Here is a 15275-nt window from a genome sequence, read left to right as displayed (position 1 = left end):
GGAACGAGGACATGTCCATCACGTCCGCCCCGACAGAGCAACTCCCCGGCACGCCCGCCACCCAGGGCAACCGGATCGGCGGGGGCCTGCTCGACCCCAAGCAGCTCGTCCGGTCCCTCCCGGACGCCGTACGCAAGCTCAACCCGACCACGCTGTGGCGCAACCCGGTGATGCTGATCGTCGAGGTCGGCGCGGCCTTCACCACGGTCCTGGCGGTGATCGACCCGTCGGTGTTCGCCTGGGCGATCACCATCTGGCTGTGGCTGACCGTGGTCTTCGCCAACCTCGCCGAGGCGGTCGCCGAGGGCCGGGGCAAGGCCCAGGCCGCCGCGCTGCGGCAGGCCAAGCAGGACACCATCGCCACGAGGTTGATCGACTGGAAGCCCGGCGCACGGGCCAACACCTACCGCGACGAGGCGGTGCCCGCGCCCGCGCTGCGTCAGGGCGACATCGTGCTCATCGAGGCGGGCGGCATCATCCCTGGTGACGGCGACATCGTCGAGGGCATCGCCAGCGTCGACGAGTCGGCAATCACCGGCGAGTCAGCCCCGGTCATCCGGGAGTCCGGTGGTGACCGCAGCGCGGTCACCGGTGGCACCAAGGTGCTCTCCGACCAGATCATCGTGAAGATCACCCAGAAGCCGGGGGAGAGCTTCATCGACCGGATGATCGCCCTGGTCGAGGGCGCCAACCGGCAGAAGACGCCGAACGAGATCGCGCTGAACATCCTGCTCGCCGCGCTCACGGTCATCTTCCTGCTGGCCGTGGTGACCCTCCAGCCGCTGGCGATCTTCTCCAAGGCGTACCAGGCGGCCGCGCCGGACAGCGGGGCGATCACCGGTTCCGGTGTCACCGGGGTGGTGCTGGTCTCGCTGCTGGTCTGCCTGATCCCGACCACCATCGGCGCGCTGCTCTCCGCCATCGGCATCGCCGGCATGGACCGGCTGGTGCAGCGCAACGTCCTCGCCATGAGTGGCCGGGCCGTCGAGGCGGCCGGTGACGTCAACACCCTGCTGCTGGACAAGACCGGCACCATCACGCTGGGCAACCGGCAGGCCGCCGAGTTCGTACCAGTCGAGGGCGTCACGGCCGCGACCGTGGCCGACGCCGCGCAGCTGTCCAGCCTGGCCGACGAGACCCCGGAGGGGCGCTCCGTAGTCGTACTGGCGAAGAACGAGTTCGGGCTGCGCGAGCGGGAGCCCGGCGTGATGCCGCACGCCACGTTCGTGCCGTTCACCGCGCAGACCCGGATGAGCGGCGTCGACCTGACCCCGGACGCCAGCGTGGACGGCGGCGCGGTGGGCACGGCCCGCCGGGTCCGCAAGGGTGCAGCCGCCGCTGTGATGAAGTGGGTACGGGAGAACGGCGGTCACCCGACCGAACAGGTCGGCGAGATCGTGGACGCGATCAGCGGCACCGGCGGCACCCCGCTGGTGGTCGCCGAGCACGTCGACGGTGAACCCGCCCGCGCCCTGGGCGTCATCCACCTCAAGGACGTCGTCAAGTCCGGCATGCGCGAGCGGTTCGACGAGATGCGCCGGATGGGCATCCGGACCGTGATGATCACCGGTGACAACCCGCGCACCGCGAAGGCCATCGCCGACGAGGCCGGGGTGGACGACTTCCTGGCCGAGGCGACGCCTGAGGACAAGCTCGCGCTGATCAAGCGGGAGCAGGAGGGCGGCCGGCTGGTCGCGATGACCGGTGACGGCACCAACGACGCGCCGGCGCTCGCCCAGGCGGACGTCGGGGTGGCGATGAACACCGGTACGTCGGCCGCCAAGGAGGCCGGCAACATGGTCGACCTCGACTCCGACCCGACCAAACTGATCGAGATCGTGGAGATCGGCAAGCAGTTGCTGATCACCCGTGGCGCGCTGACCACGTTCAGCATCGCCAACGACATCGCGAAGTACTTCGCGATCATCCCGGCCATGTTCGCCGGCCTCTACCCGAGCCTGGACGCGCTGAACATCATGCGGCTGTCCAGCCCGGAGTCGGCGATCCTGTCCGCGGTCATCTTCAACGCCCTGGTGATCATCGCGCTGATCCCACTCGCCCTGCGGGGCGTGCGGTACCGGCCGGCGGCCGCGTCGAAGCTGCTCAGCCGCAACCTGCTGGTCTACGGGCTGGGCGGCATCATCGTGCCGTTCATCGGGATCAAACTCATCGACCTGCTCATCCAGTTCATCCCGGGGATTTCGTGATGCGCCTACCGACCTGGATCGCCCAACACCTCGCCGCGCTGCGCGCCGTACTCGTCTTCACGGTGCTGCTCGGCCTGGTCTACCCGCTGGCCCTGGTGGCGCTCGGTCAGCTGCCCGGCCTCAACCACAAGGCCGACGGCTCGCTGATCACCGTGGGCGGGGACACCGTCGGCAGCGCGCTGATCGGCCAGTCCTTCACCGACGCGGACGGCAACCCCGTCGCCCGTTATTTCCAGTCCCGCCCGTCCGCCGCTGGCGACGGCTACGACCCGACGTCCACCTCGGCCAGCAACCTGGGGCCGGAGAGCGTGGTCGACACCATCGCCACCGACCCGGAGGAGTCCAGCGAGAGCCTGCTCACCCAGGTGTGCGGGCGCAGCAAGTCCGTCGGTGAACTCAACGGCGTCGACGGCCGGCGCCCCTACTGCACCGACGACGGGGTGGGCGCCGTGCTTGCGGTCTTCCGCGCCGACGGTCTGACCGGCCAGGTCACCCGGGTGGTCAGCGTCAACCAGGCGGCCCCGGCCACCCCGTTCGTCACCGAGTACGAGGGTGTCGCTGTGGAGCCGGCCCAGCCCGGCGAGGACTACGTGGCCGCAGGCGGGGTGGTCACCCCGATCCGCGGCGACGCGCCCGCCGAGCCGGCAGTGCCCGCCGACGCGGTCACCGCCAGCGGCAGCGGTCTCGACCCGCAGATCAGCCCGGCGTACGCCGAGTTGCAGGTGAACCGGGTCGCGCGCGAGCGTGGCGCGGACCCGGCGGCGGTCCGCAAGCTGGTCAAGGAGCACACCGGCGGGCGCGGGCTCGGCTTCATGGGCGAGCCCGGGGTCAACGTGTTGGAGCTCAACATCGCCCTCGACAAGCAGTTCGCCGCACGCTGAGCACACTCTGGGCGGGGCCGTGCCAACCGGGCACGGCCCCGCCCGCCGATCTGACCAGGGAGGATGGTCCCCGTGCCACGCGGAGAACTGCGCATCTATCTCGGGGCCGCCCCCGGCGTCGGTAAGACGTACGCCATGTTGGAGGAGGCCCAGCGGCGGGCAGCGCGCGGCACCGACGTGGTGATCGGCTTCGTGGAGACCCACGGTCGCCAGCACACCGCCGCGATGCTCGCCGACCTGGAGCAGGTGCCCCGCCGCACGATGGAGTACCGGGGCGTCGAGTTCACCGAGATGGACCTCGACGCGGTGCTGGCCCGCCGGCCGGAGATCGCTGTGGTCGACGAGTTGGCGCACACCAACGTGCCCAGTTCCCGGCACGACAAGCGCTGGCAGGACATCCAGGAGCTGCTCGACGCGGGGATCGACGTGCTGTCCACGGTCAACGTGCAGCACCTGGAGTCGGTCAACGACGTCGTCGCGCAGATCACCGGCACCACCCAGCGGGAGACCGTGCCGGACGAGATCGTCCGCGCCGCCGAACAGGTCGAGCTGGTCGACATGACCCCCGAGGCGCTGCGTCGGCGGATGGCGCACGGCAACATCTACCGACCCGACAAGATCGACGCCGCGCTGGGCAACTACTTCCGGGTCGGCAACCTCACCGCGCTGCGCGAACTGGCGCTGATCTGGCTGGCCGACAAGGTCGACGAGCAGCTCGACCGCTACCGCAGCCAGCAGGGCATCGCCGCCACCTGGGAGGCCCGGGAACGGGTCGTGGTGGCACTGACCGGTGGCCCGGAGGGTGAGACGCTGATCCGGCGGGCGGCCCGGGTCGCGGCCCGCAGCAAGGGCGCCGACCTGCTCGCCGTGCACGTGGCCCGCAGCGACGGCCTGGCCGGCGCCGACCCGGCCCAACTGGCCCGTCAGCGGGTGCTCGTGGAGAGTCTGGGCGGCACGTACCACCAGGTGCTCGGCACCGACGTGCCGGCCGCTCTGCTGGACTTCGCCCAGGGCGTGAACGCCACCCAGCTGGTGCTCGGCGCCAGCCGGCGGGGTCGCCTCGCGCAGATCTTCGCCCGGGGCGTCGGGGTGACCACCACAGCGCTGTCCGGGTCGATCGACGTGCACCTGGTCACCCACAAGCAGGCCGGCAAGGGCCGTCGAGCCATGGCCGTGCCGGCGGCGCTGTCCCGGCGTCGACGGCTGCTCGGCTTCGGTCTGGCCGCGCTGGGGATGCCGCTGCTCACCCTGCTGCTGAGGACACTGCCCGACCTGACGCTGACCAACGACATCCTGCTGTTCCTCGCCGGGGTCGTCGGTGTCGCGCTGGTCGGTGGGGTGTGGCCGGCCCTGGTCGCCGCGCTCGGCGGCTCGCTGCTGCTCAACTGGTTCTTCACACCGCCCTACCGCACGTTGACCATCGCCGAGGCCGACAACCTGCTCGCCCTGGCCGTCTTCGTCGCCGTGGCGCTGGCGGTGAGCTGGGTCGTCGACGTGGCCGCCCGGCGCACCCGGGAGGCCGCCCGCGCCGCCGCCGACGCGCAGACCCTCGCCGCCCTCGCCGGTGGCGTGCTGCGCGGCGAACGCCCACTTCCCGCACTGCTGGAACAGCTCCGGGAAACCTTCGGGCTGCGCGCCGTGAGCGTCCTGGAGCTGGCCGAGGACGCCAGCGGGCGCCCCGAACGGGCCCGCGAGGAGCACGCCTGGTGTGTCGTGGCCAGCGTCGGCGAGAGCCCGCCCTGCACACCCGAAGGCGGTGAGACGACGGTGCCGGTCGACGACCGGATCACCGTCGTGCTCTGTGGCCGACGGTTGGAGGCTGCCGACCGGCGCATCGTCGAGGCGTTCGCCGCCCAGGCGGCCGTCGCGCTGCGCCAGGAACGGCTCGCCGAGGAGGCCGCCACCGCCCGGCCGCTGGCCGCCGCGGACCGGATGCGCACCGCGCTGCTCGCCGCGGTCAGCCACGACCTGCGTACGCCGCTGGCGTCGGCGAAGGCGGCGGTGACAAGCCTGCGCAGCCACGACATCGAGTTCGACGAGTCCGACCGTGAGGAGTTGCTGGAGACCGCCGAGGAGTCGCTGGACCGGCTCGCCCGGCTGGTCGGCAACCTGCTGGACATGAGCCGGCTCCAGGCCGGCGTCCTCGGCATCACGGCCACGGCGATCGGCCTGGAGGACGCCGTACCCCTGGCGTTGGACGAACTTGGCCCGGCGGCCGCGACGGTCGGCACGGACATCCCGGCCGACCTGCCGGCCGCCACCGCCGACCCGGGCCTGCTGGAACGGGTGCTGGTCAACATCGTCGCCAACGCGCTGCGCTACAGCCCACCGGACCAGCCGCCCACGATCACCGCCAGCGCGCACGCCGGCCAGGTGGAGCTGCGGGTGATCGACCGGGGGCCGGGCATCCCGGAGGACCAGTGGGAGCACGTCTTCCTGCCGTTCCAACGCCTCGGCGACCGGGACAACCAGACCGGTGTCGGTCTCGGGCTTGCCCTGTCCCGGGGGTTGGCCGAGGCGATGGGTGGCAGCATCACCCCGGAGACCACGCCCGGCGGTGGGCTCACCATGGTGCTGCGGTTGCCCGCCGCGCCGACCAGCTCGGAGGGGTCGCAGGAATGACGCGCATCCTGGTCGTCGACGACGAACCGCAGATCCTGCGCGCCCTGCGGATCAACCTGCGGGCCCGCCGGTACGACGTGGACGTCGCCGCGACCGGCGCCGCCGCGTTGAAGGCCGCCGCCAGCCACCCGCCCGACCTGGTGGTGCTGGATCTCGGTCTGCCCGACATCGACGGGGTGGAGGTGATCCGCGGCCTGCGCGGATGGACCGCCGTGCCGATCATCGTGCTCTCCGGCCGGGCCGGCAGCGAGGACAAGGTCGCGGCGCTCGACGCCGGCGCCGACGACTACGTCACGAAGCCGTTCGGGGTGGAGGAGCTGCTGGCCCGCATCCGTGCCGTCACCCGTCGTCTCGGCGGGCCCAGCGAGGCGGTGCCGGCGTTGCGGATCGGCCAGCACACCGTCGACCTGGCCGACCACAGTGTGCGGCGCGACGACGGCACCGAGGTCAAATTGACCCCGATCCAGTGGAGCGTGCTGGAGAAGCTGCTGCGTCACCCCGGCAAACTGGTCAGTCAGCGTCAGCTCCTCCAGGACGTGTGGGGCCCGGAATACCAGAACGAAACCAACTACCTGCGTCAGTACCTGGCCCAGCTGCGGCGCAAGCTGGAGGACGACCCGGCCCGCCCCCGCCACCTCATCACCGAGCCGGGAATGGGCTACCGCTACCGCCCCTGACCCCGGTGAAACCCGCCCGTGGACATCGCGTACTCAGGCGGGGTGACCATCCGGACACCGATCGGACGGGCGGCGGTCTTCGGATCCAGCGGCGGCGCCACCAGCAGCGGGTCGACCTGGATCACGTCGATACCGAGAGGGCGCAGCATGCCGCGCAGCGCCGACTCGCACAACTCCTCCCACTGCTGGTCGGCACCCATTGCGGTGACCAGCAGCTCGGGGCGGGTGAAGGCGATGCCCACCCGTTGCCCCTGTGGCGAACAGCCGGTCCGCACCGTCCGCACCCCCAGCCGCCCCGGCAGATCGCGCACCGGAACGGCGTAAATTATCGGGGCCTCGTCCATGGTCGGGTTGGTCCTTTCCGAAGGGAAGCGGTCGTCGGCGGGGCGGCTCACGCGGCGGACACCGCCCACGCCGGGGCGTCCTTCCCGGTACGCGCGTCCGCGGGCGTGGTCAGGTCGAGCGCGCGGAGGATGTAGTTGGCCACGGCGACCTCCACCCCGGCACGGCGGCGCAGGTCGGCCACGGCGCGGTGCAGCACCGTCATGCTGTCGGCGGAGAGCCGCACCACGGCGTCGACGTCGGCGGCGATCCACCACGCGTCGACGGCGCAGGGCTCGTGCCGCAGGTACTCCACCAGGTGACTGCCGGGCGCGGACGGGCCGAGCCGGACGCTGACCAGCGCCTCGTGCCGCCGTACCGGCTCTTCCGCACTGGTCGTCATGGACCCATCGTCACCACCCGACGGCGGTGGAGCGCCCGTCGATACGCGCTTTCGACGGGTCACCGCCAATTCTTGACGCCGCGTTCACGCGGCTGCCAGGCCGCCTCACAGACACGGGGAGTAGCGTTCCGGACGGACCAAGATCGGCGTACGAGGAGGCTCCTGTGCAGACGACGGTGGACATCCCGACCAGTGACGGAGTGGCGGACGCGTCCCTCATCCGGCCCGACGGGGACGGCCCGTTCCCGGCGGTCCTGCTCTTCATGGATGCCTTCGGGCCGCGTCCGCGCCTGGTGGAGATGGCGGAGCGGATCGCCGAGCGCGGCTACCTGGTGCTGACGCCCCACCTGTTCTACCGGGGCGGCCGGGCACCGATGTTCGACCTTTCCCGGCTCGGTGAGGCCGACCAGCGCGGTGCGCTCTTCGCGAAGATCGCGCCGCTGGCCCAGGCGCTGACCCCCGAGGCGATCAGCCGGGACACCGCCGCGTACCTGGACTTCCTGGCCGCCCGCGACGACGTCCGGCCGGGCCCGGTCGCGATCACCGGCTACTGCCTGGGCGGCACCAACGCGCTGCGGGCCATCGAGGCGCACCCCGACCGCATCGCGGCCGTCGCCAGCTTCCACGGCGGGCACCTCGTCACCGACGCGCCGGACAGCCCGCACCGGGGCGTCGGCTCGATCACCGGCGAGGTGTACTTCGGGCACGCCGACGCCGACCAGTCGATGACGCCCGAGCAGATCGCCACGCTGGAGCAGGCGCTCGACGCCGCCGGCGTGCGCTACCGCTCCGAGGTGTACGAGGGCGCCCACCACGGCTTCACCATGGCCGACACCCCGATGTACGACGAGAAGGCCACCGAGCGTCACTGGGCCGCCCTGTTCGACCTCCTGGACCGCACCCTGCCCGCGAGCTGACGAGCTCGCCGGCCCGGGTCAGCGGCGCAGCAGCACCGGGCCGGCGTCGATGCGGGTGCGGAACAGCGCGTACGGCTTGCGCCGGAGGTCCTGGCCCCGCTGGTACTGCGGCTGGCGGTGCAGTTGGTTGGCGGTGACGTAGAGGTACCCGTCGGTTGCCACCGACATGGTGTCCGGCCAGAGCAGCCGCGGATCGTGGACCAGGGTCTCGTACTCGCCGTCGGGCAGTCGACGCAGCACCGCGTTGTGCTCGTACGAGGTCAGGTAGAGCCGCCCCGCATCGTCGCTCTCCAACCCGTCCGAGGCGGTGCCCCGGTCGCCCTCGTCGACGACTGTCTCCGCGACCGCCTCCTGGGTGACGCCCGGGTCGGCCAGCGCCTCGGTGGACACGCTGTGCAGGCGCCGGGATGCCAACGGGCAGTAGTAGAGCCGGGTGCCGTCGGCGGAGATGGCGATGCCGTCGGAGCCCATGCTCACCGGCTTCGGTGGGCCGTCCGCCGGGCGTTCGAGGAACGGTCGGCCCTCGACCACCGGGCGGAACGACGTCAGCGGCTCCGCCTTGGTGGACGGGTGGTCGTGCAGCCGTCGCCAGGACGCACCGCTGGCCAGGTCCACCACGATGATCCCGTTCGGGCCGGAGTCCGCCGAGTCGGTGATGTACGCGATCCCCGCCTCGCCCCGCCGCAGGTCGAAGCGGACGTCGTTGAGGTACGTCGTCGGCAGCGCCACGTCCGTCGGGAAGGTGATCACCTGGGCCACCGTGTCGGTGTCCAGGTCGACGCGGACCAGCTTCGGGCCGCCCGGTTTCGTGGGCTGGAACATCGGGCTGCCGGTGTCCAGCACCCAGAGCCGGTCGGCCGGGTCGACCACGATGCTCTGCACCGACACGAACGCGCCCGCGTCGTCGTCGCCGGACGGGTCGTTCCACTGCTGGTCGGGGTAGGGCACCTCCTGGCCGTCGCGCAGCTCGACGACCGTGGCCGGCACCTCGTCGCCCCACTTGGGGAAGTTGACGAAGATCCGGCCCTGGTGCGAGACGCTCACGCCGGTCGGCATGGGGCCGGTGAAGGCGTGCACCAGCTCCAACTCGCCGACCGGCTCGTCGCCGACCGGCCCGTTCACGACTCCCGCCCCATGGTGCTCATCGTCCCGCCCCCTGCCAGTCGGCCCGTTGTCCCGCTTCGGCGGGACTATTCCCGCCCCGGCGTCCGATATGCCTGCGGCCAGCTGTGCCTGCGGTCAGCTCGGGGGCGCGGTGGCGCCCGCGGCGGGCAGGCCGGGGACCTCGACGTCCACCGCGAGCAGCGCGCCGTCCGCCGGGCCGGCGGTGTCCAGCCCCACGCGGGCGGTGCCGACGAAGAGTCGGCGCAGGTCGGGGCCGCCCAGGCAGATGCCGGCCGGCTGCTTCGCCGGTAGCCGGATCTCCCGGTCGAGGGTGCCGTCGGGACGGTAGCGGCGTACCGCGGAACCACCCCACAGCGCGATCCAGAGATGGCCGGCCGCGTCCACGGTCATGCCGTCGGGCCCGCCGTCGGCGGAGGAGATCCGCAGGAACGGCTCCCGCCCGTGCAGGGCCCCGGTCTCGGGGTCGACGGTGAACCGGTCGATGGCGCCAAGCGGCGTGTCGGCCAGGTACATGGTGGTGCCGGCGGCGTCGAAGGCCGGCCCGTTCGGGATGGTCAACCCGGTCACCGCGGGCACCGGCTCGCTGCCCGGGGTGAGGCGGAACAACGTGCCTCCGCCGGGCACCGCGGCGTACGTCATGCTGCCGGCCCAGAAGCGGCCGTGCGGGTCGGCGACCGCGTCGTTCATCCGGGTCGGCTCGGGTGCGTCACCGACCAGGTCGGCGACCGGTCGGGGGTCGCCGGCGGCGGTGAGCACTGTGATGCCGGTCCCGGCGGCGGCCAGCCAGTCGCCGGGTCGGCCGGTCACCGGGGCGACCGCGCCGAGCGGGACATCCAGGCGGCGCAGCTCCCGCAGCGGGGTCGGGGCGTCGCCGTCGGTCTCCAGCAGTCGCCCGGCCAGCAGGTCGACCAGGACCAGCCGGTCGTCGACCCAGCGCAGCCCCTCGCCGAGCTCCAACCGGTCGGTGCTCCAGATGGTCGGCTCGGTCAGCTCCATGGTGCTCCTCCAAAGGATCGTCAGCGGACGGTACCGCCGGGGCCATGGTCGAGCAGCGCCAGCTCGGCACGGTCGGGCAGGCCCTCCCAGTCGCCCCGGGTGGCCACCGCGAACGCCCCGGTGGTGACCGCCCGGTCCAGCCGGCCCGGGACGTCGGCGCCGTCGAGCCAGCCGGAGAGCAGCCCGGCGACGAAGGCGTCGCCCGCGCCGACGGTGTCCACCACCGGCACCGTCCGGGCTGGACGGTGCACGACGCCGGTCGCGCTGTGGCTGGTCGCTCCGCCGGCACCGTGCTTGACCACGACCTCGGTGACGCCGGCCGAGAGTAGCGCCGGGACCGGGTCGGTCGCGTCGGTCAGCACCGCCAGCTCGTCGTCGGAGGCGACCACCAGGTCGATCGAGGGCAGCAGCGGGCGCAGCGCGTCGGCTGCCTCGGCGACCGACCAGAGCCGGTTGCGGTGGTTGACGTCCAGGCAGATCGTGCTGCCGGCGACGCGGGCGCGCCGGACGGCCTCCACCACGGCCTGGTACGGCTCGACGCCGAGCGCGCAGGTGATGCCGGTGACGTGCAGCAGCCGGGGTGGAGGCCCGGGCGCGTCGAAGGCCGGTGTCACGTCGGCCGGGCCCAGCCGGGAGCCGGCGGAGCCGGCGCGGTGGTAGGTGACCCGGTTGATGTCGGCGACCCGGTTCTCGAAGAGGATCAGGCCGGTCGGAGCGGTCGGGTCGACCCGGGACCAGCGCAGGTCGACACCCTCGGCGCGCAGCGTGCGGCGGACCAGTTCGCCGGGCTCGTCGGCGCCGGTGACCCCGATCCAGGCGGCCTGGTGGCCGAGCCGAGCCAACCCGATCGCCACCGTCGACTCGGAACCGGCGATGGAGATCCCGGCGGTGCCGCCCAGTCGCAGCGGCCCGGTGGTGCGGAAGGCCGCCATCGTCTCGCCGAGCGTGAGCAGGTCGGTCATCGCCGGACCGCCGCGAGGAAGGTCTCGGCGCGCTCGCGCAGCGCCGTCGGGTCGCCGCCGCGAACGGCGTCACCGAGCAGCGGGGAGCCGACGCCGACCGCGACCGCGCCCCGGTCCAGGTACTGTCGCGCGCCGTCCGCGTCGACCCCACCGACCGGTACGAACGCGGTGCCGGGGAACGGGTCACGCAGCGCGCCGAGGTAGTCGGGCCCACCCAGGGAGGCCGGGAAGAGCTTGACCGCGGCGGCCCCGCCGCTGCTGGCCTGCACCACCTCGGTGGGGGTGAGCGCGCCGGCGAGCACCGGCAACCCGAGCCGGCCACCTTCGGCGAGGCTGGCGGAGATCGCCGGGGTGACCAGGAAGGCGGCGCCCGCGTCGGCCGCCGCGCGGGCGTCCTCGGCGCTGAGCACGGTGCCCGCGCCCAGGGCGTAGTCAGGCCCGAGGGCGGCCCGGGCACGTCGGATGACGTCCAGCGCGTCGGCGCTGGTGAGCGAGACCTCGACCAGTGCGACGCCGCTCTCGGCCAGGGTGAGCACGGCGGTCAGCGCCGCCGCCGGGTCGGGGCCGCGCACGATGGCCAGCAGCCGGTGGGTACGCAACTCGTCGAGCAGGTTCATCGCGGATGTCCTCAGGGGGTGCGGTGGGCGGAGATGGTGAGTCGCCAGGCGACCTCACCGGCGGCGGGAACCACCGCCGCGTCGGACGGGCCGGCGTCGGCCAGGTCGAAGGCGGCGCCGAGCATCGGTTCGACCCCGACGCTGCGGTAGGGGCCGTTGGCCGGCCAGCCGCCCAGGTTGCGCCAGAGCGCGGTGCTGCGGGGCTGGTCAACGCACTCCAGCTCCAGGGTCAGCCGGTCGGGGCCGTCGATCACCTGGACCCGGGGGCAGTCGAGCAGCACCGCGCCGAGCGCCGTCCCGTCATCCGGGCCGAAGGTGTCCAGCGTCAGCCCGGCGGGGGCCGGCCACACCCCGGTGACCCACGGGGCCTCGGTGGGCCAGGTGCCCGACGGCAGGAACGCGGCGGCCTCCGGATGCAGTCGGGTCGGCGTGCCGGCAGGTGCGTCGAGGCGGGCTGCGGGGGACAGGTCGAGCAGGGCGTGCGCGGCCCAGACGAACCGGTGACCGGGGTCGGCGGACAGTCGGTAGTCGGCCACCACCACGCCCCCTTCGTCGGCGATCCGGCGGCTCAGTGTGAACGTCGGCCGCTGGATCACCAGCGTGTCGGGGCCGGCGCTGTGCCACGGCCGCGACCACACCTCGCCGTGGTCGGGTCGACCGCGCACTGTGGGCAGGCACTCCTCCAGGCCGCCGGCGTCGACGAACGCGTCGTCGGGGCGTACCTCGTGGCGGCCGGGCTCCGGGCCGCGCCACAGCCATTCCCGACCGCCGCCGTGCAGGCTGGTCCACCGGCCGCCGTGCGCCGCGTCGTACGCCACCCGCAGCGGCACCGGCGTCGCGCCGGTCACCATTCCGCGAACGACCCGTCGGCGTGCTGCCAGACCGGGTTACGCCAGGTGTGCGGGGTCTGGGCGGCCTTGCGGACCGCCGCCTCGTCCACAGTGATGCCCAGGCCGGGCCGGTCGAAGCGGGCGATGTGCCCGTCCACGAACCGGAACGGCTCCGGGTCGATCAGGTAGTCCAGCAACTCCGAGCCGGCGTTGTAGTGGATGCCGATGCTCTGCTCCTGGATCAGGAAGTTCGGCGTCGCGAAGGCCACCTGGAGGCTCGCCGCCAGGGAGATCGGGCCGAGTGGGCAGTGCGGGGCGAGCAAGGCGCCGTACGTCTCGGCCAGCGCGGCGATCCGGCGGACCTCGGAGATCCCACCCGCGTGCGACAGGTCCGGCTGGACCACGGCGACTCCGGCTTGCAACGGGCCGAGGAACTCGGACCGGCCGTAGAGCCGTTCGCCGGTGGCCACCGGGATCGGTGTGCTGGCGACGATGTCGCGTAGGTGGTGGGCCTGGTCGGGCAGGACCGGCTCCTCCACGAAGAACGGGCGCAGGGAGACCAGCTCGGGCAGGATCCGGCGTACGGCGGCCATCCCGGCCCGGCCGTGGAAGTCCAGCGCGATGTCCCGGTCGGGGCCGAGCACCTCGCGGGCTGCGGCGACCCGGCCGACGATCGCGTCCACCTCGGCAGAGGTGGGGATGGGGGAGAGTCGCCCGCAGGCGTTCATCTTGACGCCGGTGAGACCGGCGGCGACCTGCGCGGCGGCGGCGTCGGCCACCTCGTCCGGCTCGTCCCCGCCGATCCACGAGTAGATCCGCACCCGGTCACGTACGGGCCCGCCGAGCAGCGCGTGCACCGGCGCGCCGTACGCCTGCCCGGCGATGTCCCAGAGTGCCTGGTCGAGGCCGGCGACGGCGCTGGAGAGGATCGGGCCGCCCCGGTAGAAGCCGCCCTTGGTGAGCACCTGCCAGTGCTGTTCGATGCGCAGTGGATCGGCGCCGATCAGGTGTTCGGCGAGCACCTCGACGGCGCTGCGCACCACTTCGGCGCGCCCCTCCACCACCGGTTCGCCCCACCCGACCAACCCGTCGTCGGTCTCCACCCGGCAGAACAGCCACCGTGGCGCGACCAGGAAGGTCTCGATCCGCTCGATCTTCACTGACTGCCCCTTCGTCCCCGTGCCTTCTCGACGTCGCGGACGGCCTTGTCCAGCAACTCACGCATGGCGGTCTCGGCCGCCGTCTCGTCCCGTTCGCGCAGCCCGTCGACGACCGCACGGTGACTGGGCACCGGGTCGTCGTGCGCGTCACCGCCGTGCACCAGCCGGTCCCGTTCGGCGAGCCCGGTCTCCATCACCACCTCCATCCGCTCCAACAGCTCGTTGTGGGTGGCGGCGAGCAGCGCACGGTGGAACGCGAGGTCGGCGGCGATGGCGGCGGCGGGATCACCGATGGCGTCGGTCATCTCGGCGAGTGCCTGGTCGAGGGCGGCCAGGTCGTCCTCGGTCGCACGGGTGGCGGCCAGTCGCGCGGCGGCGGGCTCGATAATGGCGCGTACCTCGTGCAGCTTTTCGAGCAGGCGCTCGTCGGGGCCCTCGGCGAACTGCCAGCGGATCACGTCACCGTCGAGCAGGTTCCAGTCCGCGCGGGGCCGCACGAAGGTGCCGCGCTTCTGCCGGGCGTCGACGATGCCCTTCGCGGAGAGGACCTTCAGCGCCTCGCGTAGCGCGGTCAGGCTGACGCCGAACTCCTCCTGCAACGCGACGATGTTCAGGGTCGCGCCGACGGCGATCTCGCCGGTGAGGATGCGACGGGCGATAGCTTCGACGGTCTGCCCGTGGACGCCGCGGCGTGCGTACTGTGCCAATGCTCCTGGCCTTTTCGCTGGTCGGTATCGATCTCTCAGGCCGAGGCTTTCACCGCTGTCCAGCCACCGTCCACCACGAGGCTCGCGCCGGTGATGTAGGCGGCGTCCGGTGAGGCGAGGAACGCGACTGTCGAGGCCACCTCGTCGGGCGTGCCGAAGCGCTTCGCCACGGTTTCGGCGACGCTACGCTGCCGGTCCTCTTCGGACACGTCGGCCCAGGCGCCGGTGAGGATGGGCCCGGGCAGCACGGTGTTGACCCGCACCTGTGGGCCGTACTCCACGGCGAGTTGGCGGCTGAGCGCGACCAGGCCGCCCTTGGCCGCGGCGTACGCGGGTCGGCCGGGCAGCCCGACCAGCGCGTGCACCGAGGAGATCAGCACCACCGCGCCCGAGCGGGCCCGCAGGTCGTCCAGGCAGGCGCGGACGCCGAGGAACGAGCCGGTGAGGCTGACGCCGAGCTGGTCGTCCCAGGACTGCCGGCTGGTCTCGTGCGCCGGAGCGACCTGCACGGTGTACGCGGTGCTGACGAGGATGTCGATCGGGCCGAGGCTCGCTCGTGCCGCCGACACCGCAGCCGTCCAGTCGCTCTCCTCGCTGACACTGCCCATTACGGACAGTGCTCGGTGGCCGGCGGCGGTCAGCTCGTCGGCCAGCGGGGTCGGATCCTGGACGTCGAGCAGCGCGAGGGCCGCACCTTCGGCGGCGAGCCGCCGGGCGATGGCCGCACCGATCCCGCCCATAGCGCCAGTGACCAGCGCGTTCTTGCCTTCGAGCCGACGCATAGGCTGATCCACCTGACCCTCACCTTGATCTCATCTAATCATTAATTACGAAGATATCTTGACAGCCG

At 72.6% G+C, this 15275-nt stretch carries 15 protein-coding genes; 5 read left to right on the top strand and 10 right to left on the bottom strand.

From position 1 onward, the window contains the following. The first annotated feature begins 11 nt into the window (after positions 1 to 11). From kdpB to KBX34_RS14410, 4 genes are all read left to right on the top strand, one after another. Positions 12 to 2207 carry a potassium-transporting ATPase subunit KdpB gene (gene kdpB, locus KBX34_RS14425; protein WP_210925387.1) on the top strand — a complete coding sequence of 732 codons (2196 nt, stop codon included), beginning with the start codon at positions 12 to 14 and terminating at the stop codon, positions 2205 to 2207. Continuing rightward, positions 2207 to 3088, top strand: a complete 882-nt coding sequence (locus KBX34_RS14420; protein ID WP_210925385.1) for a potassium-transporting ATPase subunit C — start codon at positions 2207 to 2209, stop codon at positions 3086 to 3088. The genes kdpB and KBX34_RS14420 overlap by 1 nt, the downstream gene beginning before the upstream one ends. Positions 3089 to 3160: 72 nt before the next feature. Then, complete coding sequence (locus tag KBX34_RS14415) at positions 3161 to 5710, top strand: DUF4118 domain-containing protein (protein ID WP_210925383.1); 2550 nt, start codon at positions 3161 to 3163, stop codon at positions 5708 to 5710. Continuing rightward, complete coding sequence (locus KBX34_RS14410; RefSeq protein ID WP_088951300.1) at positions 5707 to 6387, top strand: response regulator; 681 nt, start codon at positions 5707 to 5709, stop codon at positions 6385 to 6387. Before KBX34_RS14415 ends, KBX34_RS14410 begins: the two co-directional genes overlap by 4 nt. Here KBX34_RS14410 and KBX34_RS14405 read toward each other — a convergent pair. Beyond that, positions 6375 to 6731, bottom strand: coding sequence for an SAV_915 family protein (locus KBX34_RS14405; RefSeq protein WP_210925381.1), 357 nt, complete (start codon positions 6729 to 6731; stop codon positions 6375 to 6377). The two genes, KBX34_RS14410 and KBX34_RS14405, sit on opposite strands and share 13 nt — an antisense overlap. Positions 6732 to 6778: 47 nt before the next feature. After that, positions 6779 to 7111, bottom strand: coding sequence for a hypothetical protein (locus KBX34_RS14400; RefSeq protein WP_210925379.1), 333 nt, complete (start codon positions 7109 to 7111; stop codon positions 6779 to 6781). A 164-nt stretch (positions 7112 to 7275) separates the two neighbouring features. On the opposite strand from KBX34_RS14400, the gene KBX34_RS14395 reads away from it, so the two are divergent. Further along, positions 7276 to 8028, top strand: a complete 753-nt coding sequence (locus KBX34_RS14395) for a dienelactone hydrolase family protein (protein ID WP_210925377.1) — start codon at positions 7276 to 7278, stop codon at positions 8026 to 8028. 18 nt (positions 8029 to 8046) lie between these two features. Here the strand turns inward: KBX34_RS14395 and KBX34_RS14390 are convergent, their stop codons facing one another. The 8 genes from KBX34_RS14390 to KBX34_RS14355 all read right to left on the bottom strand — a co-directional run bounded on the left by KBX34_RS14390 (position 8047) and on the right by KBX34_RS14355 (position 15219). After that, positions 8047 to 9150 carry an L-dopachrome tautomerase-related protein gene (locus KBX34_RS14390; RefSeq protein WP_210925376.1) on the bottom strand — a complete coding sequence of 368 codons (1104 nt, stop codon included), beginning with the start codon at positions 9148 to 9150 and terminating at the stop codon, positions 8047 to 8049. Positions 9151 to 9267: 117 nt separating this feature from the next. Beyond that, the gene (locus tag KBX34_RS14385; protein ID WP_210925374.1) at positions 9268 to 10149 is read right to left on the bottom strand and encodes an SMP-30/gluconolactonase/LRE family protein; all 882 of its coding nucleotides are present in this window, start codon (positions 10147 to 10149) and stop codon (positions 9268 to 9270) included. A 20-nt stretch (positions 10150 to 10169) separates the two neighbouring features. Then, positions 10170 to 11111, bottom strand: a complete 942-nt coding sequence (locus KBX34_RS14380) for a sugar kinase (protein WP_210925372.1) — start codon at positions 11109 to 11111, stop codon at positions 10170 to 10172. Further along, a complete protein-coding gene (locus KBX34_RS14375; RefSeq protein ID WP_088951307.1) occupies positions 11108 to 11728 on the bottom strand; it encodes a bifunctional 4-hydroxy-2-oxoglutarate aldolase/2-dehydro-3-deoxy-phosphogluconate aldolase in 621 nt (206 codons plus the stop codon). The genes KBX34_RS14380 and KBX34_RS14375 overlap by 4 nt, the downstream gene beginning before the upstream one ends. 11 nt (positions 11729 to 11739) lie before the next feature. Then, complete coding sequence (locus KBX34_RS14370) at positions 11740 to 12579, bottom strand: hypothetical protein (protein ID WP_210925370.1); 840 nt, start codon at positions 12577 to 12579, stop codon at positions 11740 to 11742. Beyond that, positions 12573 to 13718 (bottom strand): galactonate dehydratase, encoded by a 1146-nt coding sequence (gene dgoD, locus KBX34_RS14365; protein ID WP_210792449.1) that lies wholly within the window; start codon positions 13716 to 13718, stop codon positions 12573 to 12575. The genes KBX34_RS14370 and dgoD overlap by 7 nt, the downstream gene beginning before the upstream one ends. Continuing rightward, complete coding sequence (locus KBX34_RS14360; RefSeq protein WP_088951310.1) at positions 13715 to 14425, bottom strand: FadR/GntR family transcriptional regulator; 711 nt, start codon at positions 14423 to 14425, stop codon at positions 13715 to 13717. The genes dgoD and KBX34_RS14360 overlap by 4 nt, the downstream gene beginning before the upstream one ends. Positions 14426 to 14460: 35 nt before the next feature. Next, complete coding sequence (locus KBX34_RS14355) at positions 14461 to 15219, bottom strand: SDR family oxidoreductase (RefSeq protein ID WP_307871397.1); 759 nt, start codon at positions 15217 to 15219, stop codon at positions 14461 to 14463. Positions 15220 to 15275: the final 56 nt, after the last annotated feature.

The sequence above is a fragment of the Micromonospora sp. M61 genome (assembly GCF_018070245.1).
Classification (GTDB): Bacteria; Actinomycetota; Actinomycetes; order Mycobacteriales; family Micromonosporaceae; genus Micromonospora; species Micromonospora zamorensis.
Note: the sequence above shows the minus strand (reverse complement) of the source record. Positions and strands in the feature narration are given on the sequence as shown.